24 protein-coding genes and 1 pseudogene are annotated in these 21,761 nt (G+C 64.8%); 14 read left to right on the top strand and 11 right to left on the bottom strand.

Annotated features, from left to right (window positions below; translation table 11 throughout):
* Positions 1–263: 263 nt before the first annotated feature.
* Positions 264–542: a hypothetical protein gene (locus R0232_RS41945; RefSeq protein ID WP_431513284.1), complete on the top strand. Its 279-nt coding sequence runs from the start codon at positions 264–266 to the stop codon at positions 540–542.
* Between the two features lie 177 nt (positions 543–719).
* Here the strand turns inward: R0232_RS41945 and R0232_RS41940 are convergent, their stop codons facing one another.
* The 3 genes from R0232_RS41940 to R0232_RS41930 form a co-directional block, all read right to left on the bottom strand.
* Positions 720–1,088: a helix-turn-helix domain-containing protein gene (locus R0232_RS41940; RefSeq protein ID WP_431513283.1), complete on the bottom strand. Its 369-nt coding sequence runs from the start codon at positions 1,086–1,088 to the stop codon at positions 720–722.
* A complete protein-coding gene (locus tag R0232_RS41935; protein WP_431513282.1) occupies positions 1,081–2,460 on the bottom strand; it encodes a type II toxin-antitoxin system HipA family toxin in 1,380 nt (459 codons plus the stop codon). Before R0232_RS41935 ends, R0232_RS41940 begins: the two co-directional genes overlap by 8 nt.
* A gap of 922 nt (positions 2,461–3,382) precedes the next feature.
* Positions 3,383–3,826: a universal stress protein gene (locus R0232_RS41930; RefSeq protein ID WP_431513281.1), complete on the bottom strand. Its 444-nt coding sequence runs from the start codon at positions 3,824–3,826 to the stop codon at positions 3,383–3,385.
* A 105-nt stretch (positions 3,827–3,931) separates the two neighbouring features.
* On the opposite strand from R0232_RS41930, the gene R0232_RS41925 reads away from it, so the two are divergent.
* The 11 genes from R0232_RS41925 to R0232_RS41875 all read left to right on the top strand — a co-directional run bounded on the left by R0232_RS41925 (position 3,932) and on the right by R0232_RS41875 (position 13,771).
* A complete protein-coding gene (locus R0232_RS41925; RefSeq protein ID WP_431513280.1) occupies positions 3,932–6,256 on the top strand; it encodes a heavy metal translocating P-type ATPase in 2,325 nt (774 codons plus the stop codon).
* On the top strand, positions 6,256–6,393 hold the full coding sequence (gene ccoS / locus R0232_RS41920; protein ID WP_203208236.1) for a cbb3-type cytochrome oxidase assembly protein CcoS: 138 nt from the start codon (positions 6,256–6,258) through the stop codon (positions 6,391–6,393). The genes R0232_RS41925 and ccoS overlap by 1 nt, the downstream gene beginning before the upstream one ends.
* Before the next feature lie 65 nt (positions 6,394–6,458).
* Positions 6,459–7,898 carry a cytochrome-c oxidase, cbb3-type subunit I gene (gene ccoN, locus R0232_RS41915; protein WP_431514659.1) on the top strand — a complete coding sequence of 480 codons (1,440 nt, stop codon included), beginning with the start codon at positions 6,459–6,461 and terminating at the stop codon, positions 7,896–7,898.
* Between the two features lie 9 nt (positions 7,899–7,907).
* Positions 7,908–8,549: a cytochrome-c oxidase, cbb3-type subunit II gene (gene ccoO, locus R0232_RS41910; protein WP_431513279.1), complete on the top strand. Its 642-nt coding sequence runs from the start codon at positions 7,908–7,910 to the stop codon at positions 8,547–8,549.
* Between the two features lie 23 nt (positions 8,550–8,572).
* Positions 8,573–8,713 carry a cbb3-type cytochrome oxidase subunit 3 gene (locus tag R0232_RS41905; protein WP_281081807.1) on the top strand — a complete coding sequence of 47 codons (141 nt, stop codon included), beginning with the start codon at positions 8,573–8,575 and terminating at the stop codon, positions 8,711–8,713.
* 13 nt (positions 8,714–8,726) lie between these two features.
* Complete coding sequence (ccoP, locus tag R0232_RS41900; RefSeq protein ID WP_431513278.1) at positions 8,727–9,650, top strand: cytochrome-c oxidase, cbb3-type subunit III; 924 nt, start codon at positions 8,727–8,729, stop codon at positions 9,648–9,650.
* A gap of 17 nt (positions 9,651–9,667) precedes the next feature.
* Positions 9,668–11,080, top strand: coding sequence for a cytochrome c oxidase accessory protein CcoG (ccoG, locus tag R0232_RS41895; RefSeq protein WP_431513277.1), 1,413 nt, complete (start codon positions 9,668–9,670; stop codon positions 11,078–11,080).
* Positions 11,081–11,089: 9 nt separating this feature from the next.
* Positions 11,090–11,398 carry a FixH family protein gene (locus R0232_RS41890; RefSeq protein WP_431513276.1) on the top strand — a complete coding sequence of 103 codons (309 nt, stop codon included), beginning with the start codon at positions 11,090–11,092 and terminating at the stop codon, positions 11,396–11,398.
* Complete coding sequence (locus R0232_RS41885; protein WP_431513275.1) at positions 11,395–11,661, top strand: hypothetical protein; 267 nt, start codon at positions 11,395–11,397, stop codon at positions 11,659–11,661. Before R0232_RS41890 ends, R0232_RS41885 begins: the two co-directional genes overlap by 4 nt.
* Positions 11,658–13,064: an oxygen-independent coproporphyrinogen III oxidase gene (hemN, locus tag R0232_RS41880; RefSeq protein WP_431513274.1), complete on the top strand. Its 1,407-nt coding sequence runs from the start codon at positions 11,658–11,660 to the stop codon at positions 13,062–13,064. Before R0232_RS41885 ends, hemN begins: the two co-directional genes overlap by 4 nt.
* A gap of 2 nt (positions 13,065–13,066) precedes the next feature.
* Complete coding sequence (locus R0232_RS41875; protein ID WP_431513273.1) at positions 13,067–13,771, top strand: sulfite exporter TauE/SafE family protein; 705 nt, start codon at positions 13,067–13,069, stop codon at positions 13,769–13,771.
* Here the strand turns inward: R0232_RS41875 and R0232_RS41870 are convergent.
* The 4 genes from R0232_RS41870 to R0232_RS41855 all read right to left on the bottom strand — a co-directional run bounded on the left by R0232_RS41870 (position 13,740) and on the right by R0232_RS41855 (position 16,047).
* Entirely contained in the window at positions 13,740–14,006 is a 267-nt protein-coding gene (locus R0232_RS41870) for a hypothetical protein (protein ID WP_431513272.1), read from the bottom strand. The two genes, R0232_RS41875 and R0232_RS41870, sit on opposite strands and share 32 nt — an antisense overlap.
* A gap of 25 nt (positions 14,007–14,031) precedes the next feature.
* Entirely contained in the window at positions 14,032–14,169 is a 138-nt protein-coding gene (locus R0232_RS41865) for a hypothetical protein (protein WP_431513271.1), read from the bottom strand.
* 7 nt (positions 14,170–14,176) lie between these two features.
* Positions 14,177–14,380 carry a YgaP family membrane protein gene (locus tag R0232_RS41860; protein WP_431513270.1) on the bottom strand — a complete coding sequence of 68 codons (204 nt, stop codon included), beginning with the start codon at positions 14,378–14,380 and terminating at the stop codon, positions 14,177–14,179.
* An 86-nt stretch (positions 14,381–14,466) separates the two neighbouring features.
* Positions 14,467–16,047 (bottom strand): oleate hydratase, encoded by a 1,581-nt coding sequence (locus tag R0232_RS41855; RefSeq protein WP_431513269.1) that lies wholly within the window; start codon positions 16,045–16,047, stop codon positions 14,467–14,469.
* A 249-nt stretch (positions 16,048–16,296) separates the two neighbouring features.
* On the opposite strand from R0232_RS41855, the gene R0232_RS41850 reads away from it, so the two are divergent.
* On the top strand, positions 16,297–17,121 hold the full coding sequence (locus tag R0232_RS41850; RefSeq protein WP_431513268.1) for a universal stress protein: 825 nt from the start codon (positions 16,297–16,299) through the stop codon (positions 17,119–17,121).
* An 8-nt stretch (positions 17,122–17,129) separates the two neighbouring features.
* Positions 17,130–18,481: pseudogene (locus R0232_RS41845) on the top strand (MBL fold metallo-hydrolase RNA specificity domain-containing protein).
* A gap of 22 nt (positions 18,482–18,503) precedes the next feature.
* On the opposite strand, the gene R0232_RS41840 reads toward R0232_RS41845, so the two are convergent.
* The 4 genes from R0232_RS41840 to R0232_RS41825 all read right to left on the bottom strand — a co-directional run bounded on the left by R0232_RS41840 (position 18,504) and on the right by R0232_RS41825 (position 21,621).
* Positions 18,504–19,493, bottom strand: coding sequence for a zinc-dependent alcohol dehydrogenase family protein (locus R0232_RS41840; protein WP_431514658.1), 990 nt, complete (start codon positions 19,491–19,493; stop codon positions 18,504–18,506).
* Between the two features lie 106 nt (positions 19,494–19,599).
* Positions 19,600–20,319 (bottom strand): acetoacetyl-CoA reductase, encoded by a 720-nt coding sequence (gene phbB, locus R0232_RS41835; protein ID WP_431513267.1) that lies wholly within the window; start codon positions 20,317–20,319, stop codon positions 19,600–19,602.
* Between the two features lie 2 nt (positions 20,320–20,321).
* Positions 20,322–20,975: a BON domain-containing protein gene (locus R0232_RS41830; RefSeq protein WP_431513266.1), complete on the bottom strand. Its 654-nt coding sequence runs from the start codon at positions 20,973–20,975 to the stop codon at positions 20,322–20,324.
* Positions 20,976–21,114: 139 nt separating this feature from the next.
* A complete protein-coding gene (locus R0232_RS41825) occupies positions 21,115–21,621 on the bottom strand; it encodes an ornithine carbamoyltransferase (protein WP_431513265.1) in 507 nt (168 codons plus the stop codon).
* Between the last annotated feature and the right edge of the window lie 140 nt (positions 21,622–21,761).

The raw sequence follows: 21,761 nt of genomic DNA, 5'->3' as shown, positions 1-21,761 counted from the left end.
ATGCCCGATTTTCGCCCCGCGGGCAGGGCGATGCGCAAGCTGGCAAGGTTGCCCGTTGATTCTCGTAGAACACGGACATCAGCGGGCGCTCGCGCCCTCGCCAAATCCCGGGTCGGTCGATCCAACCGGATAGCGCGGCCGTAAGGGATGAAGCGGTCAGCTGCAATCGCGTTGTGCACCCGGCAGGAGAGTGCACAAGCCGTGGCCCAAGAGCTGGGCCTGGCGGAGCAAGCCCGAGGCGTTGGGCCGCATTCGAGCGCAGCATGCCCGCCATTCGCTCGGAGGTCGAGCAGATGTTGGCCGAGCAGGTCAGCCCGCTAAGCACTTCGGTGCAGCAGAAGAGCTCGGCACCGGTCCAGTCATTCGCTGTTCCCAGCGGCGGTCGAACGATGCTGGTGGTGGAGCGCGAGGGGCGCCGGGGATCCTTGCGCATCAAGGCTCATGATGGCGACAAAGCGCAGGTGCAGTTTGCAGACGGGTCGCACGAGGTGCTGCCGCTTGGCGAGTTGCGGCTGGTGTGCTGGGCCGTGCAGCAGCAGTGAATCTCAAGCTGTGCGGCAAGCGCCTGATCCGAGGCCACAAAAAGGCTAGACGGGTAAAGCGGTGCGTTCTACATGCTGAAGGTTTCTGAGGACACTTGCCGGCTACCCCCCAAGGTCAAGCGGCACGTGTGCAGAAAGCGCGCAGACGAGTCTTCACGGGAACCTGCAGCTTTGAGCTCATTCGCTACGTTCGATGGAGGAGGGCAGTGGTGCCGCTTGCGCCGATTTCGATAGACCGTGTTCGAGTTCTTGCCATGAAACGCAGGAGCCAGTCTTTGGCACGAAGCCGACCTGCAATCCGAAAATGCTCGCGATCTTCCCCAGCGTGTCTATGGTCGGATTGGTCTTGTCGCTCTCGATGAGCCGAAGACTCTGTACGCTGAGCCCTCGATGTTTGGCGAATTCTGGTTGGGTCAGGCGGCTGATCCGCCGCATGGCAGCCACGGCCTGTCCCACAGACATTCGCCCCGCCGCCATGGCGTCGTAGATTTCCTGACGTAGCTTGCGCTCGTGTGAGAGATCCGGCGCTTTGCGTCGCTTATCCACGAAGCTTGCTCCGTGGGGTCTTGGGCAGAAGATCCCGCAACGCATCCAGCTGCAATGCCTGCGCATCGATACTGCCGCGGCATGCCTCGATGACCGGCTGCTCCACGCCGCATTCCCTGGCCGTATCAGCCAGCGCCGCGACAGTGGGCGCGAAGGCATGGAGCGCATGTGCGATGCGCTCTCTCTCCTGGTCGCTCACTTGAAGCGTTTCTATGACTTCGCTCCAGTTGCGCTGAAGTTTTCCAGCATCGTCGCGCCAGTGACAGCCTCGCGCCACGACCTCCGGATCCAGGAACATGGGGGCGAAGTCGAAGAGGGGTGTTAGCCGAACGGTGCCGTCGACCAGGCGCTGCACGGCTGTGTTGCGTGCATGGTTGTCGGTGTTGCGCATGGCCAGATTCAGCACGTCGCGTCGAATGAATTCCACAGTTTCCGTGAACGGGTCTGACACGACCGAGCGCAAGCCTGAGAGCAGGAAGTGCTGGCTCTTGGGCAAACCGAAACCCCTCAAGTCACAGATGCTTGCGAGGCTTTCCTGGTGCAGTCGTTGCACTTGACCGTCGACGACGACCCGATCGAAACGGCGTACGAACAGGACCTCGCCTTGAAGTTGCGGCGTGCTCGACATTCGCAACCCACACGCAGCAGCGAGACGAAGGTAACCGGCCTCATTGCGAAGGACGGTGCGGTCTGCCTCGCTTCTTCCGCGGGGCAACTTGAGCAACCAGTGTGTGGTGGCGCGTTCGTCGGGCAGTGCCATGTCTGCGAACCAGCGCCCGGCTTCGTCGGTCGTCAGCAGGAACTTCGGGGCGACACCCTGCACGCCGGTGGTGCCTGCGGCAAGCATGGCATGCAGGGACAGATGCTCGAGAAATTCCTCGCTGTGGTTCAGAACCTCTTCCATGGAAAAGCCACGTTGTGCGCCAGGATCAGCGCCGCGTGTGGCCTCCTCGCGGAAGAATTCCATTGCGCTTTCGAATCGCAGACAACCGATCGGATTGAAAGCACCGTTCATGACGAGCGGCAGCAACATGTTTTCGGCGTCTGCCAGACCCAGCCTGTCCAGCAGATACCTGCGGCCTCTGCCTTGTGGCACCAAGTCATAGACAAAGGCCGGCGGGCGGCGATCCAGCTCACGGCCTGTAGGGCCCTCGACGAATCGGTCGGCTTCGATGCCCACAGGCAGACCCAACGCGACCGGCTGCGGATTCTGCTCGCTGAAAACGTACTCAGGCAGGTACTCGAAACGGCAGCGGTCCTCTCCCAGCGCCTGGATCGTAGCGGCGGCTTGCCATCGGCCGTTCGCATGCACTTCGATGGTCGTGCCGCGGGCTGCCGTCGAAAGGGAAGATTCCCGCATATTAACCATCATATTAGCTAAATTCCTGATTTCGTCAAATTATTTTATCTATCAAAGTGATCAAAATAGCTTTCCACATCGTCGAACGGCAGGCTCAAAGAATCCTGGCGTGAGCGGTAACGTTTCGATGCCCTTCGGGGTAACTCATGCCAAGCGGCCGAAGAACCTCTGTCTGCGCATGATGCGAGATGCTCGGCTTGGTGGCAGCAGTGAACGTGACACACCAAATCGCTCAAGTCTTGCCAATCGGTGGCATGACCGTCGGCGCATACCTGAAGAGCATCTACCTATAGCTACGAGTTCACACCCGTGCTCATGCGGTGGTCGAAACATCGAACGAGGGCTGCTTTCACGCCTTTGCCGAGAGATCGCATGGCAGAGGCGGGGGCCTGTGGCCGTGCAGTTGCTGCTTTGCCTGATTTCGCGATGGGCAGCGGCCCTGGGCCCAGTTGCTCTGCTATGCCCGGCGCCGCCAAGATGCTCGGTCGGCACTTGGCCCGTGACTGGTATGGCGTCGCGATGCGCCAGTCCGCACAATGATTGGATGGCAGCACTCATGGATGGGTTCGGCGAAACGCCGATTGTGAGCACCGGCCTTCGACTGCTGGAGGCATGCAGCCTTCGCGTCAACGGTCTTGAGCCGAGCTCAGTTCATCCGCGTCGACGGAGCAAGGGGAGCAGCCGTATGCGGTGTGCTCCGCGATGAACCCGGGAAGCAGGAATCGCCGAATATCGTGAGGGAGACCAGGCCTCGTTGTTTCTGCAATGGACTTTCCGTTCACGCTCAACGTCGGGTGTGGTTGCCGTGCGCCCAAGCGGAGAAGCACGCGAAGGTGCATACCACCAGCGTTTGACCCGTTTTACCGCGTTGAATGGCGCTGAAGCGCTCGCCTCCAGCAGCCTCGATCTCCAGGCCACCTCGCTGGATGCGCCATCAGCGCAGTACGAGTACCGGCACGGTCGTCTGAGTCAAGACCTGTTGAGTCTCGCTGCCGAGCAGCAGGCGCTGCAAACCCCTGCGCCCGTGCGACGCCATGACGATCAAGTCGCTGCGGTGCTTGCGCGCGGTAGCGATGATGGATTCCGCGACCAGATCGGAACTCATCGCGACTGTCTTGGCGACCACGCCTTTGTCGCTTGCTTGACTGGCGATGGAATCCAGCATTCCCTGCGCTTTTTCTGCCCACTGCTTCTCGATCCTGCCAATCTCTTCCGCCGAGAAAGTGGCTGCGCCCTCAAGAAAGCTTTGCGGATAGCGGGGGATGACATGCAGTACGACGAGATCGGCATTGCCTTGTGCCGCCATCTCAACGGCGCGTGACACGGCTTTCTTCGATAAGGGAGAGCCGTCGGTCGCGACAAGTATGCGTTGGAACACGATAGATGCGAAAGGGAGAGTTGTACTCGAGCCTAGGGGGCACTTCTCGCACACGGCTTGATCCAGATCAACTCGCACGCATTGCAGAGCCTCTAGTCTTGAATGATGCAAGCCAGCATCGCCTCTCTGCCCATCAACTCCGAGGTCTTGATCAAGACCTCTCAGGCATGGGAGGCGCTCGACGATCAGCAGGAATGGACCGAATTCAGCGACAGGGTTGCGATCGATCCGAAGGACGATCGCTGGACCTCACAAGTCATGGTCGGCGGCATGCGTTGCACCGCGTGTGGATTCAGCGTCGAAGCCGTGCTTCGTGCACTACCGGGTGTGCTCGAAGCCCAGGTCAATCCGGCCAGCCGAAGAGCGCGCATCGTATGGGTGTCTACCGTTACCAAACCTTCTGTTTGGTTCGAGGCTTGCGCCGCGGCCGGCTATCCATTGCTGCCAGCAAGCCCAACATCGGTACACGGTGAGAATGCGCGTGAACTGCGCACCGCCCTGTGGCGGTGGCTGGTATCGGGCTTGTGCATGATGCAAGTCATGATGTATGCCTACCCGGCATACATCGCGAGGCCCGGCGAGATGTCATCGGACGCGCTGGAACTGCTGCGCTGGGCATCTTGGGTTCTCACGCTACCCGTGATGCTTTTCTGCTGCGGTCCGTTTTTTCGCAGTGCCTGGCGCGACCTGCGAGCGGGACGGATCAGCATGGAGCTCCCAGTCGCCTTTGGCGTGGCAATCACATTCGTCGTCAGCACGGCCGCGACTTTTGACCCGAATGGCTCCTGGGGCCAGGAAGTCTATTTCGATTCGCTGACGATGTTTGTCTTCTTCCTTCTCACGGGCCGCTGGCTCGAGGCGAAGCTCAAGACGCGGACTGCCGGCGCGCTCGACGCGCTGCTGCACCGATTGCCGGACTGCGTTGAACGCTTGAGCGGCGATGAGCGATGGCAGCGTGTGTCACCTCGACGGCTTGTGGTAGGCGATATCGTGCGAGTGTGGCCTGGCGAAGCCTTTCCGGCCGATGGCCTGCTGGTCGACGGCGTCACCAGCGCAGATGAGGCGTTGCTTTCCGGCGAGTCGCGTCCGGTTCCACGCGGGCGCGGAGACCGCGTGCTTGCGGGCAGTCATAACATTTCTGCGCCAGTGAAAATGCGTGTGGAGCGTGTGGGAGCGGAAACGCGCTTTGCAAACATCGTGCGGCTTATGGAACGTGCGGCGCTTGAGAAGCCGCGGCTCGCCCGCTTGGCCGATCGATTCGCATATCCGTTTTTGTGGGGGGTACTGGTATCAGCCGCTGTCGCTGCCGCGTTGTGGTGGTCCGATGGTCCAGGCAAGGCATTGATGGTGGCTGTATCCGTGTTGGTCGTCACCTGTCCGTGCGCATTGTCCCTTGCCACGCCCGCAGCCATGTTGGCAAGCGCGGGTGCCTTGGCGCGTGCTGGAGTACTGACGGCCAACCTGCAATCCCTGGAGACGTTGGCGGGCGTAGACACTGTCGTTTTCGACAAGACCGGCACACTGACCACCGACACGCCTCGGCTGGAGCGTGTGTACTGTCGCCGAGGGCTTCTCCCTGGCGACGCACTGGAGATTGGCGCGGCCCTGGGTAGCCTTTCTCTGCATCCCGCCGCCAGGGCCTTGGTAAATGCATGGTCAGCTCAGTTCCGAAATCCACCGCAGTGGGAGCTGTCCGGAACGCTCGAGATGGCGGGGCAGGGTGTGCAAGCCAGTCGTCGGCGCGCGAACTCAAATTTTTCTCCAAATCCCGAGATCAAGACACGGCTCGGATCGGCGACGTTTTGCACCGTGCAGCCGCTGCAGATCGATGGAATGCAGATCCATCTGACTGATGACCAAGGGTGGATGGCAAGCTTCGTTCTGTCCGAGAACCTGCGCGCTGATGCAGCGCAAGCCGTCGCTGCCTTGAAGCGCCAGGGCATTTCGGTACGCATGCTGTCGGGAGATCAGGACGCTTCCGCGCGAAGGGCGGCAGCGCGTGCGGGTATCGCAGCGGTGCAAGGTGAATGTACGCCGGAAGAAAAGCTCAATGTCCTCTGGCGTCTACAGGCCGAGGGCAGGCGCGTGGCCATGATCGGTGACGGCTTGAACGACGGACCAAGCCTCGCTCGCGCCGATGCGTCGTTCGCGTTTGGTGAGTCGGTTCCGATGTCGCGTGCAAAAGCCGACTTCGTCGTCCTGGGCGATGAGCTGATCAAGATCCCCGACGCGATCGCACAAGCGCGACGCACGCTGCAAGTGATCAGGCAAAACCTGGCCTGGGCGGCAGGGTACAACGCCATTTGCGTTCCCGTCGCGATCGGGGGTTGGCTCCCGGCGTGGCTTGCAGGACTTGGCATGGCAGCGAGCTCCCTTGCAGTGCTGCTGAACGCCTCAAGACTCGCACTAGCGCGTCAAGCGAAGGCCTGATGGAAATTCTTTTCCTCCTCATCCCGCTGTCAGTCGTGCTGGTGCTCGCGATTCTCGGTGGGCTATGGTGGGCTATCGAGCGCGGCCAGTTTGACGATGTCGACGCAGAGGGTGAACGCATCCTGCACGTCGATTGATTTGGATCAAGCCTCGAAAGCGGCCCCGCGCGGAAACTGCCCGCAACTCAATCAAGGGCACGATGATGCAAGCACCGATAACACCCGCCGTGGAATACGACGACACAGTCGTGCGGCAATTTGCGCTGATGTCCGTGGTGTGGGGCGTGGTCGGCATGCTGGTGGGCGTGGTCATTGCCTCACAGCTGACATGGCCCGAACTCAATCTTGGCGTTCCATGGCTCAGCTACGGGCGCTTGCGGCCACTGCACACCAACGCAGTTATCTTCGCGTTCGGTGGCTGCGCGCTGATGGCCACAAGCTTCCACGTGGTCCAGCGCACCTGCCAGGTGCGGCTCTTCGCACCCAAGCTCGCGTCCTTCGTCTTCTGGGGCTGGCAGGCGGTGATCTTGGCTGCCGCCATCAGCCTGCCCATGGGCTACACCAGCGGCAAGGAATACGCCGAGCTGGAGTGGCCCATCGACCTGCTGATCGCGGTGGTCTGGATGGCCTACGCCGTCGTGTTCTTCGGCACCATCGGCATGCGCAAGGTGCGCCACATCTACGTGGCCAACTGGTTCTTCGGCTCTTTCATCATTGCGGTGGCGTTGCTGCACATTGTCAACAGCGCTGAGATTCCGGCGGGCTGGATGAAGAGCTACTCAGCCTACGCCGGCGTGCAAGACGCGATGGTGCAGTGGTGGTACGGCCATAACGCCGTCGGCTTCTTCCTCACGGCGGGCTTTCTCGGGATGATGTACTACTACATCCCAAAGCAGGCAGGCAGGCCGGTGTATTCGTACCGGCTGTCCATCGTGCACTTCTGGGCACTGATCTTCACCTACATGTGGGCGGGCCCGCACCACCTGCACTACACAGCACTGCCCGACTGGACCCAGTCGCTCGGCATGGTGTTCTCTTTGATCCTGCTGGCGCCGAGCTGGGGCGGCATGATCAACGGAGTGATGACGCTCTCGGGCGCCTGGCACAAGTTGCGCACCGACCCGATCCTGCGCTTCCTGATCGTGGCGCTGTCGTTCTACGGCATGTCGACTTTCGAGGGGCCGATGATGTCCATCAAGACCGTCAACGCCCTGAGCCACTACACCGACTGGACCGTCGGCCATGTGCACTCCGGCGCGCTCGGCTGGGTGGGCTTCATCACCATGGGCTCGCTCTACTACCTGATCCCACGCATGTACGGCCGTACCGCCATGTACAGCACGAAGGCCATCGAGGCGCATTTCTGGATCGCCACCGTCGGCATCGTGCTGTACATCGCGGCGATGTGGATCGCCGGCGTGATGCAGGGCCTGATGTGGCGCTCCATCAACCCCGACGGCACGCTCACCTACACCTTCGTGGAGAGCGTGAAGGCCACCTTCCCGTTCTACCTGGTGCGCGTGATCGGCGGCGTTCTCTACCTCAGCGGGATGCTGCTGATGGCCTGGAACGTCTGGATGACCGTCATCTCCGGCCTCGCGGTGCGCGCCGAGATCCCGCCCCCCGCCGTGGCCCATGCCTGAGGACGCACGATGAACCAGAAAACCTCCGGCTCGAGTTCCAGCTCCAGCGGCTTCACGCACGAGAAGATCGAGACCAACAACCTGCTGATGATCGTGCTGATCCTCGTCGTGGTGGCCGTGGGCGGCCTCGTAGAGATCGTGCCGCTGTTCTTCCAGAAGTCGACCACCGAAGCGGTGCAGGGCGTCAAGCCACTCACGCCGCTGCAGCTCGCCGGGCGCGACGTCTACCTGCGCGAGGGTTGCTACAACTGCCACTCGCAGATGATCCGCCCCTTCCGCTCGGAGACGCTGCGCTACGGCCACTACTCGGTGGCGGGTGAGTTCGTCTACGACCACCCGTTCCAGTGGGGCAGCAAGCGCACCGGGCCTGACCTGCACCGCGTGGGCGGCAAGTACAGCGACGAGTGGCACCGCATCCACCTGAACAACCCGCGCGACGTCGTGCCCGAGTCGAACATGCCGGCCTACAGCTGGCTGGAGAAGACCCTTGTCGACGCCGAGGCGCTGCCGGCCCACATGCGCGCGCTGCGGCGCGTCGGCGTGCCATACACCGATGAGCAGATCGCCGGAGCTACGGCAGAAGTCCGAGGCAAGACGGAGATGGAAGCCACGGTGGCCTACCTGCAGTCGCTGGGCCTGGCCCTCAAGTAAGCAAGGCGGCAAAGGAACCAACCATGATCGACCTCACAACACTGCGCATCACCGCCACAGTCGTCTGCTTCGCGCTCTTCGTCGGCATCGTGATCTGGGCGTACTCGCGTCGCAACGCGTCGCGCTTCCAGGAAGCGGCCCGGCTGCCTTTCGAGCAGGACTGAAGGGAGAAGCACGGTGAGCGATTTCATCAACCGTTTCTGGTCGGACTACGTGGCGGTGGTCTCGCTGCTGAGCATCCTCGGCTGCGTGATTCTGCTGTGGCTCACAGCCCGCAAGCGCGTCGCGGCCAGTGCCGACAACACCACCGGCCACGTGTGGGACGAAGACCTGCGCGAGGCCAACAATCCGCTGCCCATGTGGTGGGTCGGCCTGTTCGTGCTGACCATCGTCTTCGGACTGGGCTACCTCGCAGTCTTTCCGGGCCTGGGGAGTTTTCGCGGCCAGTCTGACTGGAGTTCGCGCGGCGAGTACGAGGCGGAGGTGGCAAGGGCCATGCAGGAGCTCGCGCCTGTCTACGCAAGATATGCCACCATGCCCGTCGAAGAGGTCGCGAAGGACCCGCAGGCCAAGGCCATCGGCGAGCGGCTCTTCATGAACAACTGCGCCCAGTGCCACGGCTCCGACGCGCGTGGCAGCAAGGGCTTTCCCAACCTGACCGACAAGGACTGGCTGCACGGCGGCACGCCGGAGAAGATCGTCGAGAGCATCACCAAGGGCCGCGTCGGCATGATGCCGCCGATGGCCGCAGCCGTCGGCACCACCGACGACGTGAAGAACGTCGCCAACTACGTGCTGAGCCTGGCAGGCGAACCGCACGATTCGGTGCGCGCCGGCCTCGGAAAGTCGAAGTTCACGGCCTGTGCGGCCTGCCACGGCATCGGTGGCGTTGGCAATCAGGCCTTGGGCGCCCCCAATCTCAGCGACAAGGTGTGGCTTCACGGCTACGGCGAGTCCGCGATCATCCAGATGATCAACACGGGCAAGCAAAACGAGATGCCAGCGCAGGAAGGTCGCCTCACGGAAGCGCAGATCCGGATGCTCGCCTCGTACGTCTGGGGACTCTCCAACAACACTAGCACGGCCGCAACCACGCCCTGAAACCTGAGATCGGCGCAATGACCCGGAAGATCGTTCCCATAGTCAGCGCAGGTAGCGAGGAGGTCGGCCTTTACGAGGCCACGAAGAAGATCTACCCCCGCAGCGTGCGCGGCCTGTTCGCGCGCTGGCGCTGGGCCATGGTCTTTCTCACCCAGCTGCTGTTCTACGGCCTGCCGTGGGTGGAGTGGGGTGGGCGGCAGATGGTGCTGTTCGACCTGGCCGCGCGTCGCTTCTACATCTTCGGGCTGGTGCTGTACCCGCAGGATCTGATCTATCTCTCGGGCCTGCTGGTCATCAGCGCGCTGTCGCTCTTCCTGTTTACTGCGGTGGCCGGGCGGCTGTGGTGCGGCTACGTCTGCCCGCAGACGGTCTACACCGAGATCTTCATGTGGGTCGAGCACAAGATCGAGGGCAACCGCACCGCACGCATGCGGCTGGACGTCGAACCGATGTCGCTCGAGAAGCTGGTGAAGAAGTGGTTCAAGCACCTCGTCTGGATCGGCATCGCGCTGTGGACCGGCTTTACCTTCGTGGGTTACTTCACGCCTATCCGCGAACTGGGCATGGCCTTCCTGCAGACGCAGATGGGCTCATGGGAGGTGTTCTGGGTCTTCTTCTACGGCTTTGCCACCTATGGCAATGCCGGCTTCATGCGCGAGCAGGTCTGCAAGTACATGTGCCCCTATGCGCGCTTCCAGAGCGCCATGTTCGACCGCGACACGCTCATCGTCACCTACGACCCGGGACGCGGCGAGCCGCGCGCGCCTCGCCGCAAGGGCCACGACCCGCGCACGCTGGCGCTGGGCGACTGCATCGACTGCGGCCTGTGCGTGCAGGTGTGCCCGACCGGCATCGACATCCGCCAGGGCCTGCAGTACGAATGCATCGGCTGCGGACTTTGCGTGGATGCCTGCGACACCGTCATGCAGAAGATGGCCTACCCGCCACGGCTGATCCGCTACGACACGCAGAACGGCATGGAGGCCGGCTGGTCGCGCCGGCAATTGTTGCGGCGTGTGCTCCGGCCACGCGTGCTGGTCTACACGACGATCCTGGCGGTACTTGTGATCGGACTGCTGGCCAGCCTTGTCGTGCGTACGCCATTCAAGGTCGACGTGGTGCGCGACCGCGCTTCGCTGGCCCGCATTGCCGAGGGCGGGCGGCTCGAGAACGTCTACCGGCTCCAGATCATGAACGCCACCGAGAAGCCGCGGCACTACCGCATCGCCGCCGACGGGCTGGATGGCCTCGGCGTCTCGCCCGACGAGCCGGTGACGGTCGATGCGGCCGAGTCGCGCTGGGTTGCGGTGCGGTTGCAGGTCCCCTACGGCACTGTGCCCGCCGGTTCGCACACGGTGCATTTCCGCATCCGCGACGAGGACAGCGGAACGCAGGTTTCGGAAAAGGCGGCCTTCCTGGTGCCGCGCTGAAAGGTTGAAATGAACACAGCAACGACAACGACGACAGCCACGGCGAACGAACAGGCAGCAGAGGCCTGGTGGCGCTATCCACTGCTCTGGATGGTGATCGGCGGTCCGGTGGCCGTGATGGTCGCGAGCTTTGCAACCTTCTGGCTGGCCTGGCGCAGCCCGGACGCACTGGTGTCCGAGGATTACTACCGCGAAGGCGTCGAGATCAACAAGACCCTGGCTGCGAAGAAGCTCCTGCCCGCGCTGGCTGGCCGCAACCATGCGATGACGCCGGTGGACGACCTGCCGGCCCCTTCGCCCCAGAAGGTCGCGCCATGAACGGGCTGCGCCAGCTCGCTGGCGTCCTGTGGCCATCCTTCCTGGTGGCCTGCTGCATGGAGGTGCTGGTGTTCGCGCTCGTCGATCCGGTCAACACGTTCTGCGGCGCCGACGCGCTGCGCATGTCGCGTCAGGGCATCTACACGGCGGCTTTCTTCGTCTTCTGGCTGATGGCCGCGGCCTCGAGCGCCTGCACGGCACTGCTCGCCAGGCCGTCCGTTGTGGACCTTTCCGACGTCCCCCTGCGGACACCCTCGCAATGACTTATGCCGCTCTCGCCCCTGCCCCCGGACAGGCCCCGCTTCCCATCGATCTGCTGCGGCAATTCGACGTTCCCGGGCCGCGCTACACCTCCTATCCCACCGCCGACCGCTTCGTCGAGGCATTCGGAGCCGACGACTACGCGCGGGCGCTGTGCCGCCGGCGCGAGGCGGGCGCGGGCGCGCCGCCGCTGTCGCTCTATGTCCACATCCCGTTCTGCGAGTCGCTGTGCTATTACTGCGCCTGCAACAAGATCGTCACCCGTCACCGCGAGCGCGGCCGGCAGTATCTTGCCTATCTGAGGCGCGAGGTGGAGCTCCAGGCGGCGCAGTTGGGGCGCGGCGCCACCGTTGGCCATCTGCATCTCGGCGGCGGCTCTCCCACCTTCCTGGATGACTCTGAACTCGGCGAGCTCATGGCGATGCTGCACCGCTCCTTCGCCTTCGTGCCGGGCGGCGAGCGCTCCATAGAGATCGATCCGCGCACGGTCGACGTGCAGCGCCTCGCGAACCTGGCCGCACTGGGCTTCAACCGCCTGAGTTTCGGCGTGCAGGACTTCGACCCCGCCGTGCAGCAGGCCGTGCATCGCATCCAGCCGGCGCAGCAGGTCTTTGCGCTGATGGATGCGGCGCGCGCGCTCGGCTTCGAATCGATCAACGTGGACCTGATCTATGGCCTGCCACGGCAGAACGACGCCTCCTTCGAGCGCACGCTGGCGCAGCTGCGGGAGCTGCGGCCCGACCGGGTCGCGCTCTACGCTTATGCGCACCTGCCCGAGCGCTTCAAGCCGCAGCGTCGCATCGCGGCCGAGGAACTTCCGGACGCCGCCGCGCGAGTGCGCATGCTCGCGGGCGCGATCGCGCGGCTCGCCGAGGCCGGCTATGTCTACATCGGCATGGACCATTTCGCACTGCCTGACGACCCGCTCGCGATCGCCAAGAGGGAAGGGCGGCTGCAGCGTGACTTCCAGGGCTATGGAACCCGGCCCGAGGGCGACCTGATCGCACTCGGTGTCTCGGGCATCGGCCGTGTCGGCTCGACCTACAGCCAGAACGCCAAGAGCCTCGACGAATACTGCGACCTGCTCGACCAGGGGCGCCTTCCCGTGGTGCGGGGCCTTGCGCTGTCGCGCGACGACTTGCTCCGGCGCGAGGTCATCATGGCGCTGATGTGCCGCGGCAGGCTCGACTTCAACGCCATGGGCGATGCGTTCGCCATCGACTTTCGGCGCTACTTCGCTGTCGAGTTCGCGGCGCTCGGGCCGCTGGTCGCCAACGGCCTGGTGCGGTTGAGTGATCACGACCTCGTCGTCACCGAGCAGGGCTGGTTCCTGGTGCGCGCGGTTGCCATGATGTTCGACCTGTACTGCCGCGCGAACCGCACGCGCTTTTCCCGCGTGGTGTGACCATGCAGCTCGCGCTCGCCGGTGCCGCGCTTCTCATGGGCCTTGCCGGCGGGCCGCATTGCGTTGCGATGTGCGGTGCCGCTTCATCGGCGGTGATCCGGATCTTGCCACTCGCGACGGTGGGGCAGCAGGGTGCGATGCCAGCACTCGCGGCACCCGGCGCCTTCCATCTGGGACGTATCTCGAGCTACGCGGCGGCGGGTGCCATCGCTGCCGCCAGCGTCGACAGCCTGGCGCTGGCCAGCACCCACGTTGCCGCGCTGCGGCCGCTTTGGGTGCTGCTGCACGTGTTCGTGTTCACGTGGGGCGCGATGCTGGCCGTCACGGGGCGGCAGCCGTTGTGGGCACAGCGCATCGGCCGCTCGCTCGAATCGCGCCTTCGACCCCATGCCGGCGGCACGTGGCTGGGCGTGCTCGCGACCGGGCTGCTGTGGGTTGCGCTGCCCTGCGGGCTGCTCTATTCGGCGCTGATGCTGGCGGGGCTGGGCAACGGGCCGTTGCAAGGTGCGACGCTGATGGCGCTGTTCGCGATAGGCAGCGGCGTTTCGCTGGTTGCCGGGCCATGGCTCTGGCAGCGTTTGCGTCTGGCCAGTTCCGGAGGATGCCAGGCCTGGGGGGCGAGGGCGGCCGGCGTGCTGCTGGCCGCCGCGGCGGTGCATGCCCTGTGGTTGGATCTCATTCGCCAGATCGACGCCTGGTGCCGATGAACCGCGATGGCTCCTCCGGGGGAGCATCGGCGGCAGGGGTCTTCCTTCCTGTAGGCGTGATGCTGACCATGGTGGCTGCATCCTGGCGCAGGCGGTCATCGAAGTCCGCGCGGGCGGGAGGAATCAGCGCCTCGACCTGGCCGGCGGCTTCGAGGATTCGCAGCCGGTCGATCATCGCGGGATCGGCCTCCGCGCAAGGCAGCTGCGCAGTGGCGAGTCCGCGGAGAAGGTTCATGCACATCGATCCATCTCCGAGAAGCTCAGTCCAGAGTGATCCACTTGATGAAAAGCTGGAACACGAGCCACAGAACGGCGATGCCGAGCACCGCGCACAGCACGATAAACAGCAGCAGATAGACAGACATCCGATTCCTCATGACGCGGCGATGCAGGCGCATCCAACGCTCAGCGCTCGTTGTGGGAGCAGGTGCTGACGCCGAAGAGGGGGTAGGCCGGGCAATTGCCCACCACACCCGTCAGCAGCGGCACCACGCCGATGTAGCCCCAGAACCCGATGAGTCCCTTGGCTGCAAGCACGATCAGCAGCAAGCCCGCGCAGACGCGAAGCAGGCGGTCAAGGATTCCGACATTCTTCGACAGGAAAAGCATGTGACTTTCTCCCTTGAGCGGATGGAGAAGAATCTTGGTCGCCCGAACGAAGGCAGAGGTTGAGGTGGATCAAACCTCGGATCGAGTCAACCGATCAGCGTGCCCAGGCTCGCGAGCGCCACCTTCGGATCGGCGATGCCGTGGTAGATGGGTGGCACCTCGAGGTCTAGGCCCATGAGTCCGTAGACCCCATACATTGCGCCGCGCACCGAGTATTCGACCGTGAAGACGACGTCCTCGGGGATCTCCACATACTGGCCCAGCAGGGCGAAGTTCTTCGCTCCGGCCGGGATGACAGGCGGTCGGTCCGATGCGCTGCGGCATGCGAACTCGCTGGTGATGTAGGGCATCATCACGGGCACCACGGTCGTGGTGCGTCGTACCTCTTCGAGGATGTCCTCGAAGCCAAGGTGATGCATCAGCTCCGTGAGAATTTCCTGGCCGCTGGCCTGGGCCATCGTCCTGTCGACGTGGTTGCCCTGGATGTCGACGAGCAGTCCATAGCCCCATAGCGTGTAGATGCCCCCGGGCTGGTCCTCGAAGTGCGGCGCGTGCGGCACCACGATCGACATCAGCCAGCTCGAATCCTTGAAGGTCATGAGCCCGCCGGTGCCGGGCGGATTGCCAGAGAACGCCTGGATGCGTCGGATCAGCAACGGGTTGCGCATCGTGAGCGTGAACGACTCCCACTTGCTCTCGTCCACGTTGCCGCAGAAGGTCTCCGGCCGGCCGAGGCCCGGCGCCTTGTGCGCCATACTGCGCCACAGAGTCCAGGCCCCGTCGCTCCGGTTGCGCACGAGTTCAGGCGCCTGCTGGTCGGTGCCGTTGCGTGAATCGGCGGTCATTGAGCCGATGGTGATGAAGGCACATTCTTCCGCGCCGATGCGATACGTCAGTGGCTGGCCTTCCTTCACGCAGTGCAGGGTCTCGAGCCGCAGGCCGTCGGAGCTGCTGGCAAAGTCCGCATCTAACACGCGTATGCCGTACTCGAACCGCACCCCGCGGTCCAGCAGCCAGGTCACCATCGGACGCACGATGGAGTCGTACTGGTTGAACTCTGTGCGCCGCACGCCACCCAGTGTGTGGATGCGCGGCAACTCCTGCAGGAAGCGCAGCATGTAGCGCTTCAGCTCGACCGCGCTGTGCCAGTTCTGGAACGCGAATGTCGTGCGCCACATGGCCCAGAAATGGGTGTCGAGGAAGTGCGCGGAAAAGCATTCCTCGATGCGCCTGGTGCCCAATGCGCGTTCCGGCGTGGCGAGCAGGCGCATCAGTTCCACGCGGTCCTGGAAGTTGAAGCCCAGGTCGCTGGCGTCGAGGATGCGGCGATCCCGGTCGATCAGACGGGCGTGCGCGTCGGAGCGCCACATCGCATTGAAGGCCTGGATCTCGTCGCGCACTGTGCGGCCCGTTGAACTGAGCGCAGGAATGCTCTGCAGTACGTTCCAGAGACAGGTATATGTCTCGTCGGTGAACATGCGTCCTCCGCGTGTCACATAGCCTTGAGCGGCATTGCCGGTGCCATCGAGCGCGCCGCCTGGTGTCTGCGCTTCTTCGAGAATGCGGATGCGCGATCCGGGCATTCCGGCGTCACGGATCAGCAGCACGGCAGCGGACAGGGCGCCGATGCCGCTGCCGACGATGCAGGCTTGTTGGAAAGATGTCATGGTGCAGTGCCCTTGGTAAGCGGGTGAATGAGGCCGAGCCACGCGGCGTCGGGTGCGGAGATGCCATGACGGCATGAGCAGTGGTAGGAGGCCCGAGACTAGGTACGTATCACCGGCACGGCCTTGCGCCGTATCAAGCCTCGGCGCCTTTGGGGGCAATGCTCGCGGGCGGTTGATGCAGCGCAAGGCCGCGCGCGACGACGGTGCCTAAGGTCGTGGCACCACGTCCCGCCAACCCAAGGAGCCCTCATGCAGACCCCGAAATCCATCCTGCTTCACCTCGACGGTTCGGTCCGTACGGCGGAGCGCATCAAGCTGGCCCGCCAGCTCGCCGAGACTTTCGATGCCGAAGTGACCGCCCAGCCGTGCACTCTGTCCGCGCTCATGCGCTACCCCTATGCGATCGAGGCCGCGGCGGAAGCGGTCGCGATCATGCAGGAGATCGACAAGGACGCGCGCGACAAGATGTACGCCACTTTCATGACGCACAGCGCGGGCTCCCAGCGCCTGCGCTGGATCGAGCCGGAAAGCGACGGCCCATGGAGATTCGGGCGGCGAGCCCTCTATGCCGACCTGCTGATCCTCGGCCAGCGCGACCGCAACGACCCGATGGACGGCGAACTGCCCGGCGATTTCCTGCCCAGCGTGCTGGTGCAGAGCGGCCGCCCGGCGCTGGTGCTGCCATATGCGGGCCCCATCGGACCCATCGGCCGCAACGTGCTGGTGGCCTGGAAGGAAACCCGTGAATCCGCGCGTGCCGTGACCGCCGCGCTGCCGTGGCTGCGCCAGGCGGCGCGTGTGCACGCCGTGGCCTACGGCGAGGGCGCGGAGACGTCGCTACAGAGCCTGCAGAACTACCTGCGGGCACAGGGCGTCCAGAACATGGCCCTGCACCCCGCGGGGGACAACGACGACGATGTCGGCAACAAGCTGCTGTCCCTTGCCTCCGACCTGAGTTCTGACCTGCTGGTGATGGGCTGCTACGGCCACAGCAGAGCCCGCGAGTGGGTGATGGGCGGTGCCACGCTGTCCATGCTCCAGTGGATGACGCTGCCTGTGCTGATGTCGCACTGAGGCGCACCCTGCGCATCGATTTCCTCGGCGGCACCGGTACTGTCACCGGCTCGAAATACCTGCTGGCGCACGAAGGCCGGCGACTGCTGGTCGATTGGGGCTCTTCCAGGGGCTGAAGCAACTGCGCCTTCGCAACTGGGACGATCTGCAGGTCGACCCCGCCGGTATCGATGCCGTGCTTCTGACGCATGCGCACATGGACCACAGCGGCTTCGTGCCGCGCTTGGTGCAGCTCGGCTTCAAGGGCAAGGTGTACTGCAGCGCGGCCACCCGCGAACTCTGCGAACTGCTGCTGCCCGACTCGGGCCGCCTGCAGGAAGAAGACGCCGACTTCGCCAACCGCCACGGACATTCGAAGCACAAGCCGGCGCTGCCGCTTTACACCGAGCAGGACGCGCGCGGCCCTCAGGCGCTTCGACGTTGTCCCGTTCGGCCAGGAATTCTCCCCGTGGCCGCGTTGGTCCTGGCAGCTCCGCAGGGCGGGGCACATCCTCGGCGCCGGCAGCCTGCGAGTGGGCTGGGAAACATCGAGCATCCAGTTCTCGGGCGACCTGGGGCGCAGCGATGACCTGCTGATGCGTCCGCCCGAGGCCGTGGAACCGGCGGACTACGTGGTGATGGAATCGACCTACGGTGACCGCACGCACCCCGCCATGGACACGCTGGCCGAGCTGGTAGGAGTGATCAACCGCACGGCCGCGCGCGGCGGCATCATGGTGATCCCGGCCTTCGCGGTGGGCCGTGCGCAGACGCTGCTGCATTGCATCCAGCTGCTCAAGCAGGCGCGCCGCATTTCTGGCATCCCTGTCTACCTGAACAGCCCCATGGCAGCAGACGCCACGCGCATCTTCCGCAAGCACATGGACGAGCACCGGCTGAGCGCCGGACAGTGCGCGGCGATGCAGGGACAGACCATCATCGTCAACACGATCGAGGAATCGCGGCGGCTGAACACGCTGGGCTTTCCTTCGATCATCGTGTCGGCCAGCGGCATGGCGACGGGCGGGCGGGTGCTGCATCACCTGAAGGCCTACGCGCCCGAACTCCAGGAACAGGATCCTGTTCACCGGTTTCCAGGCTGCCGGTATGCGCGGGGGCAGCCATGGTGGCCGGCGCCGACGCGGTCAAGATCCACGGCGCCTACGTACCGGTGCGCGCCGAGGTCGCAAGCCTCGAGAGCCTGTCTGCCCATGCCGACCGCGACGGCCTGATCGCCTGGCTCGATGCCCAGCGGGCACCACGCCGGGTGTTCGTGACCCATTGAGAGCCGGCGGCTGCCGATGCCCTGCGGCTGGCCATCGAGGAGCGGCATGGCTGGCTGTGCATCGTGCCCGAATACCGGGAGTCGCACGAACTCTGAAACCCGCCGTGTGCTGGCTTCGTCAGGGCACAAGCACCGCAGCGCCCTCGATACGACCAGCGCGCAGGTCGGCCAGTGCTTCGTTGGCCTGCGCGAGCGGATAGGTCTTCGCGTGCACCTGCAGCGGATGCTCCCGAACGAAATCGAGAAACTCCTTCGCATCGGCACGTGTGAGGTTCGCCACCGAAACTAGATCGCGCTCTTCCCAGAGCAGCCGGTAGGGAAATGCGGGGATGTTGCTCATCTGGATGCCGCCGCACACCACGCGGCCACCCTTGCCCACGACGCGCAGCGCGGCCGGTACCAGTTCGCCGGCGGGCGCGAAGATGATGGCCGCATCCAGCGGCTGCGGCGGTCGCTCGTTCGAGCCGCCGGCCCACGCTGCGCCGAGGCTGCGCGCGAACGCCTGCGTCGCACGGTCCGCGGGCCGGGTGAATGCAAAAACCTTGCGGCCCTGGGCGATGGCGGCCTGTGTCACCAGATGCGCCGCGGCGCCGAAACCGAAGATGCCCAGCCGTTGCGCATCTTCACCGGCTGCCTTCAGGCTGCGCCAGCCGATCAATCCCGCGCAGAGCAGGGGCGCGATGCGGACCGCATCGGCCTCGGGCATGTCCAGCGGAAGGCAGAACGCGGCCTCGGCGATCACGTGGCTCGCAAAACCGCCGTCGCGGTGGTAGCCGGTGAAGCGTGGCGCATCGCAAAGGTTCTCGTGGCCGCTCGTGCAGTAGGCGCAGCAGCCGCAACTGTGGCCCAGCCAGGGCACGCCCACGCGGTCGCCCAGGCGATAGCCCGTCCCCCCCGAGCCGATCGCCTCCACGACGCCCACGATCTCGTGGCCGGGCACGATCGGCAGCACAGGCAGCCGCAATTCACCGTCGACGATGTGCAGATCGGTGCGGCAGACGGCACAGGCCAGCACGCGCAGACGCAATTCGCCGGGGCCGGGCTCCGGAATGTTGCGCCACTCCATCTCCAGCGGCAGCAGCGGGGCGCTCAGCATCATGACGCGCATGCTCGGCGCGACCACGGCGGAAGCCGCGAAGTCGGCGGGAGTCGGGGAGGTGGAGGTCGTGTGCATGGACGGTCTCGCTGGAACGATGGCTTCGGGCGTTGCCGCTTCAGGCCATGTACTTGCCGCCGTTGATCGGCAGCGTGATGCCGTTGACGAAGCCCGATTCGTCGGCGACGAGAAACACCACCCCGCGCGCGATCTCCGCCGGCGTGGCCAGACGCCCGGCCGGGATGGTCGCCAGGATGCGCGCCATCACCTCCGGCGCGACCGCTCCCACCATGGCGGTGTCGGTGTATCCCGGGGCCACCACGTTAGCAGTGATATTGTGCGAGGCGCCTTCGAGCGCGAGCGACTTGGTGAAGCCGACGAGGCCGGCCTTTGTCGCCGCGTAGTTGGCCTGGCCAGCCTGACCGGACTGGCCATTGACCGAACCCATGTTCACAATGCGGCCGAAGCGCCGCTCGCGCATGCCGCCGATCGCGGCATGGCACATGTTGAAGCAGCCGCCGAGGTTCACCTCTAGCACCTCGCGCCATTGCGCGATGCTCATCTTGTGGAGCATGGCATCGCGCGTGATGCCGGCGTTGTTGACCAGAACGTCGATGGGGCCGAGTTCGGCCTCCACGCGCGCGACGCCGGCCCGGCAGGCGTCGAAATCCGCGACGTTCCAGCCGAAGGTGGGGATGCCGGTGCGGGCGGCGAAGGCCTGCGCGGCCTCGGCGTGGCTGACGAAGTTCGCCGCCACGCGGTAGCCCGCGGCCTGCAGCGCCTCGGCCGTGGCTGCGCCGATGCCGCAGGTGCCGCCCGTGACGAGCGCGACACGCATGCTCAGGCGTCCACGAGCAGGTCGTTCACCACCACCGAGACGCCCGGCGTGGCCCATGCGGCACCTTGCACCGCGTCGCGCTCGGTCCAGGAGTGAACCGTGCCACGCAGCGTGACCTGCGAGCCGTCGACCGTGATGGAGAGTTTGTTGGCTTCGCGCTCGGCCTGGCGCGAGAGCGCCTCGTGGATCTTCTTCTCGACGTCAGCAGGCGTCACCTTGGGCTTGACCTTCACGAGGTTCGACACGCCGGTCACGCCCATCAGGTTGCGCACGGCGATCTCGGCGGCGCTGCGCTGGTATTCCAACTCGACCTCGCCGGTGAGCGTCAGCCAGCCTTTTTCCGCCATGGGGCGGATCTTGCCGTCCGGCACGAGCACGTTCCACTCGAGCGCGCGCTCGGCCGCCAGGGCGATGTCGGCGTCGGTGCGCTGGTTGTCGAAGGGCAGCTTGACCGTCAGCTCCACCGCCAGTGCCTTGACGCCATGCACGCGTTGCACCGCGCGCTCGATGGCGTACTTCTCGGCGTAGTGTGCGAGATGGCCGGTGAGAGTGACCACGCCGTCCTTGACGATGACGCCGATGTCGGAGGACTTGACGTCAGGTGCCCATGCCAGTTCGGCCTGGATGTCGTCGCGCAATTTGGTATCGGTCTTCATGGGAATTCCTTGCAGTGGATGGACGAAGGGGCGGTCGGCGCGCGGGATCGGCGACAACCGTGGGATCCACTGTAGGAAGCGGGCACCAGGCCTGTATTGCGCTGGATCAAGGAGCGCGCGGCACGTGCGGTCGCCGCGCTCAGGCGATGGCGTCGAGCAGCAGGGCCTGGAGCACGAAGCGCCGGTTGTCGGCCAGAGGGGTCTGGTCGCCGAGCAGTTCGGCGAGCCGGTCGACAGGATGGGCTTTCATGGCGGCTCCGTTGAATACGGGTATGCCAGCGTGCTGGCCGATGCGCTGCACAAGCGCGGGGTCGAGGCCCTGGCATTCCACGGCGTCGTAGAGGCGGCCGAGCATGCGGGCGGTGTCCTGTACCTCTTGCGGCGCGCTCGCGAGCGAAAGACCTGGACGCATGACGGCCACGTGTGCCCCCAGTTCCTCGGCCGCGCTGCGGAACAGCGCCTGCGATTCGTCCGGTGCGGCGTCACACAGCAGCCCCAGGTTCTTGCCACGCAGCAGCCGGGGAATACTCCCGTCCAGCGCCGAGCGCTGGAGCAACCGGGCGCGACACAGCAGGCTCGTCACCTCCAGGGGCGAGAGCGATGACGGCACGGCCTCGAGGGCGCAGGTCTGCTGGGAGAAGGGCATGGCAATGGTCATATGTGACCTTGCGAGGCTAAGTGCGCCGGAGGCCCCGGACTTGATGCAGGTCAAGGAGCAGGGGCATGCAAATGTGATCTGCTGCACGCCGCGCGCCGCTGATACACGCCGGACACATTGCATTCACC

This window comes from Variovorax sp. DAIF25 (assembly GCF_050711835.1).
In the GTDB taxonomy this organism is placed as follows: Bacteria; Pseudomonadota; Gammaproteobacteria; order Burkholderiales; family Burkholderiaceae_C; genus Variovorax.
Note: the sequence above shows the minus strand (reverse complement) of the source record. Positions and strands in the feature narration are given on the sequence as shown.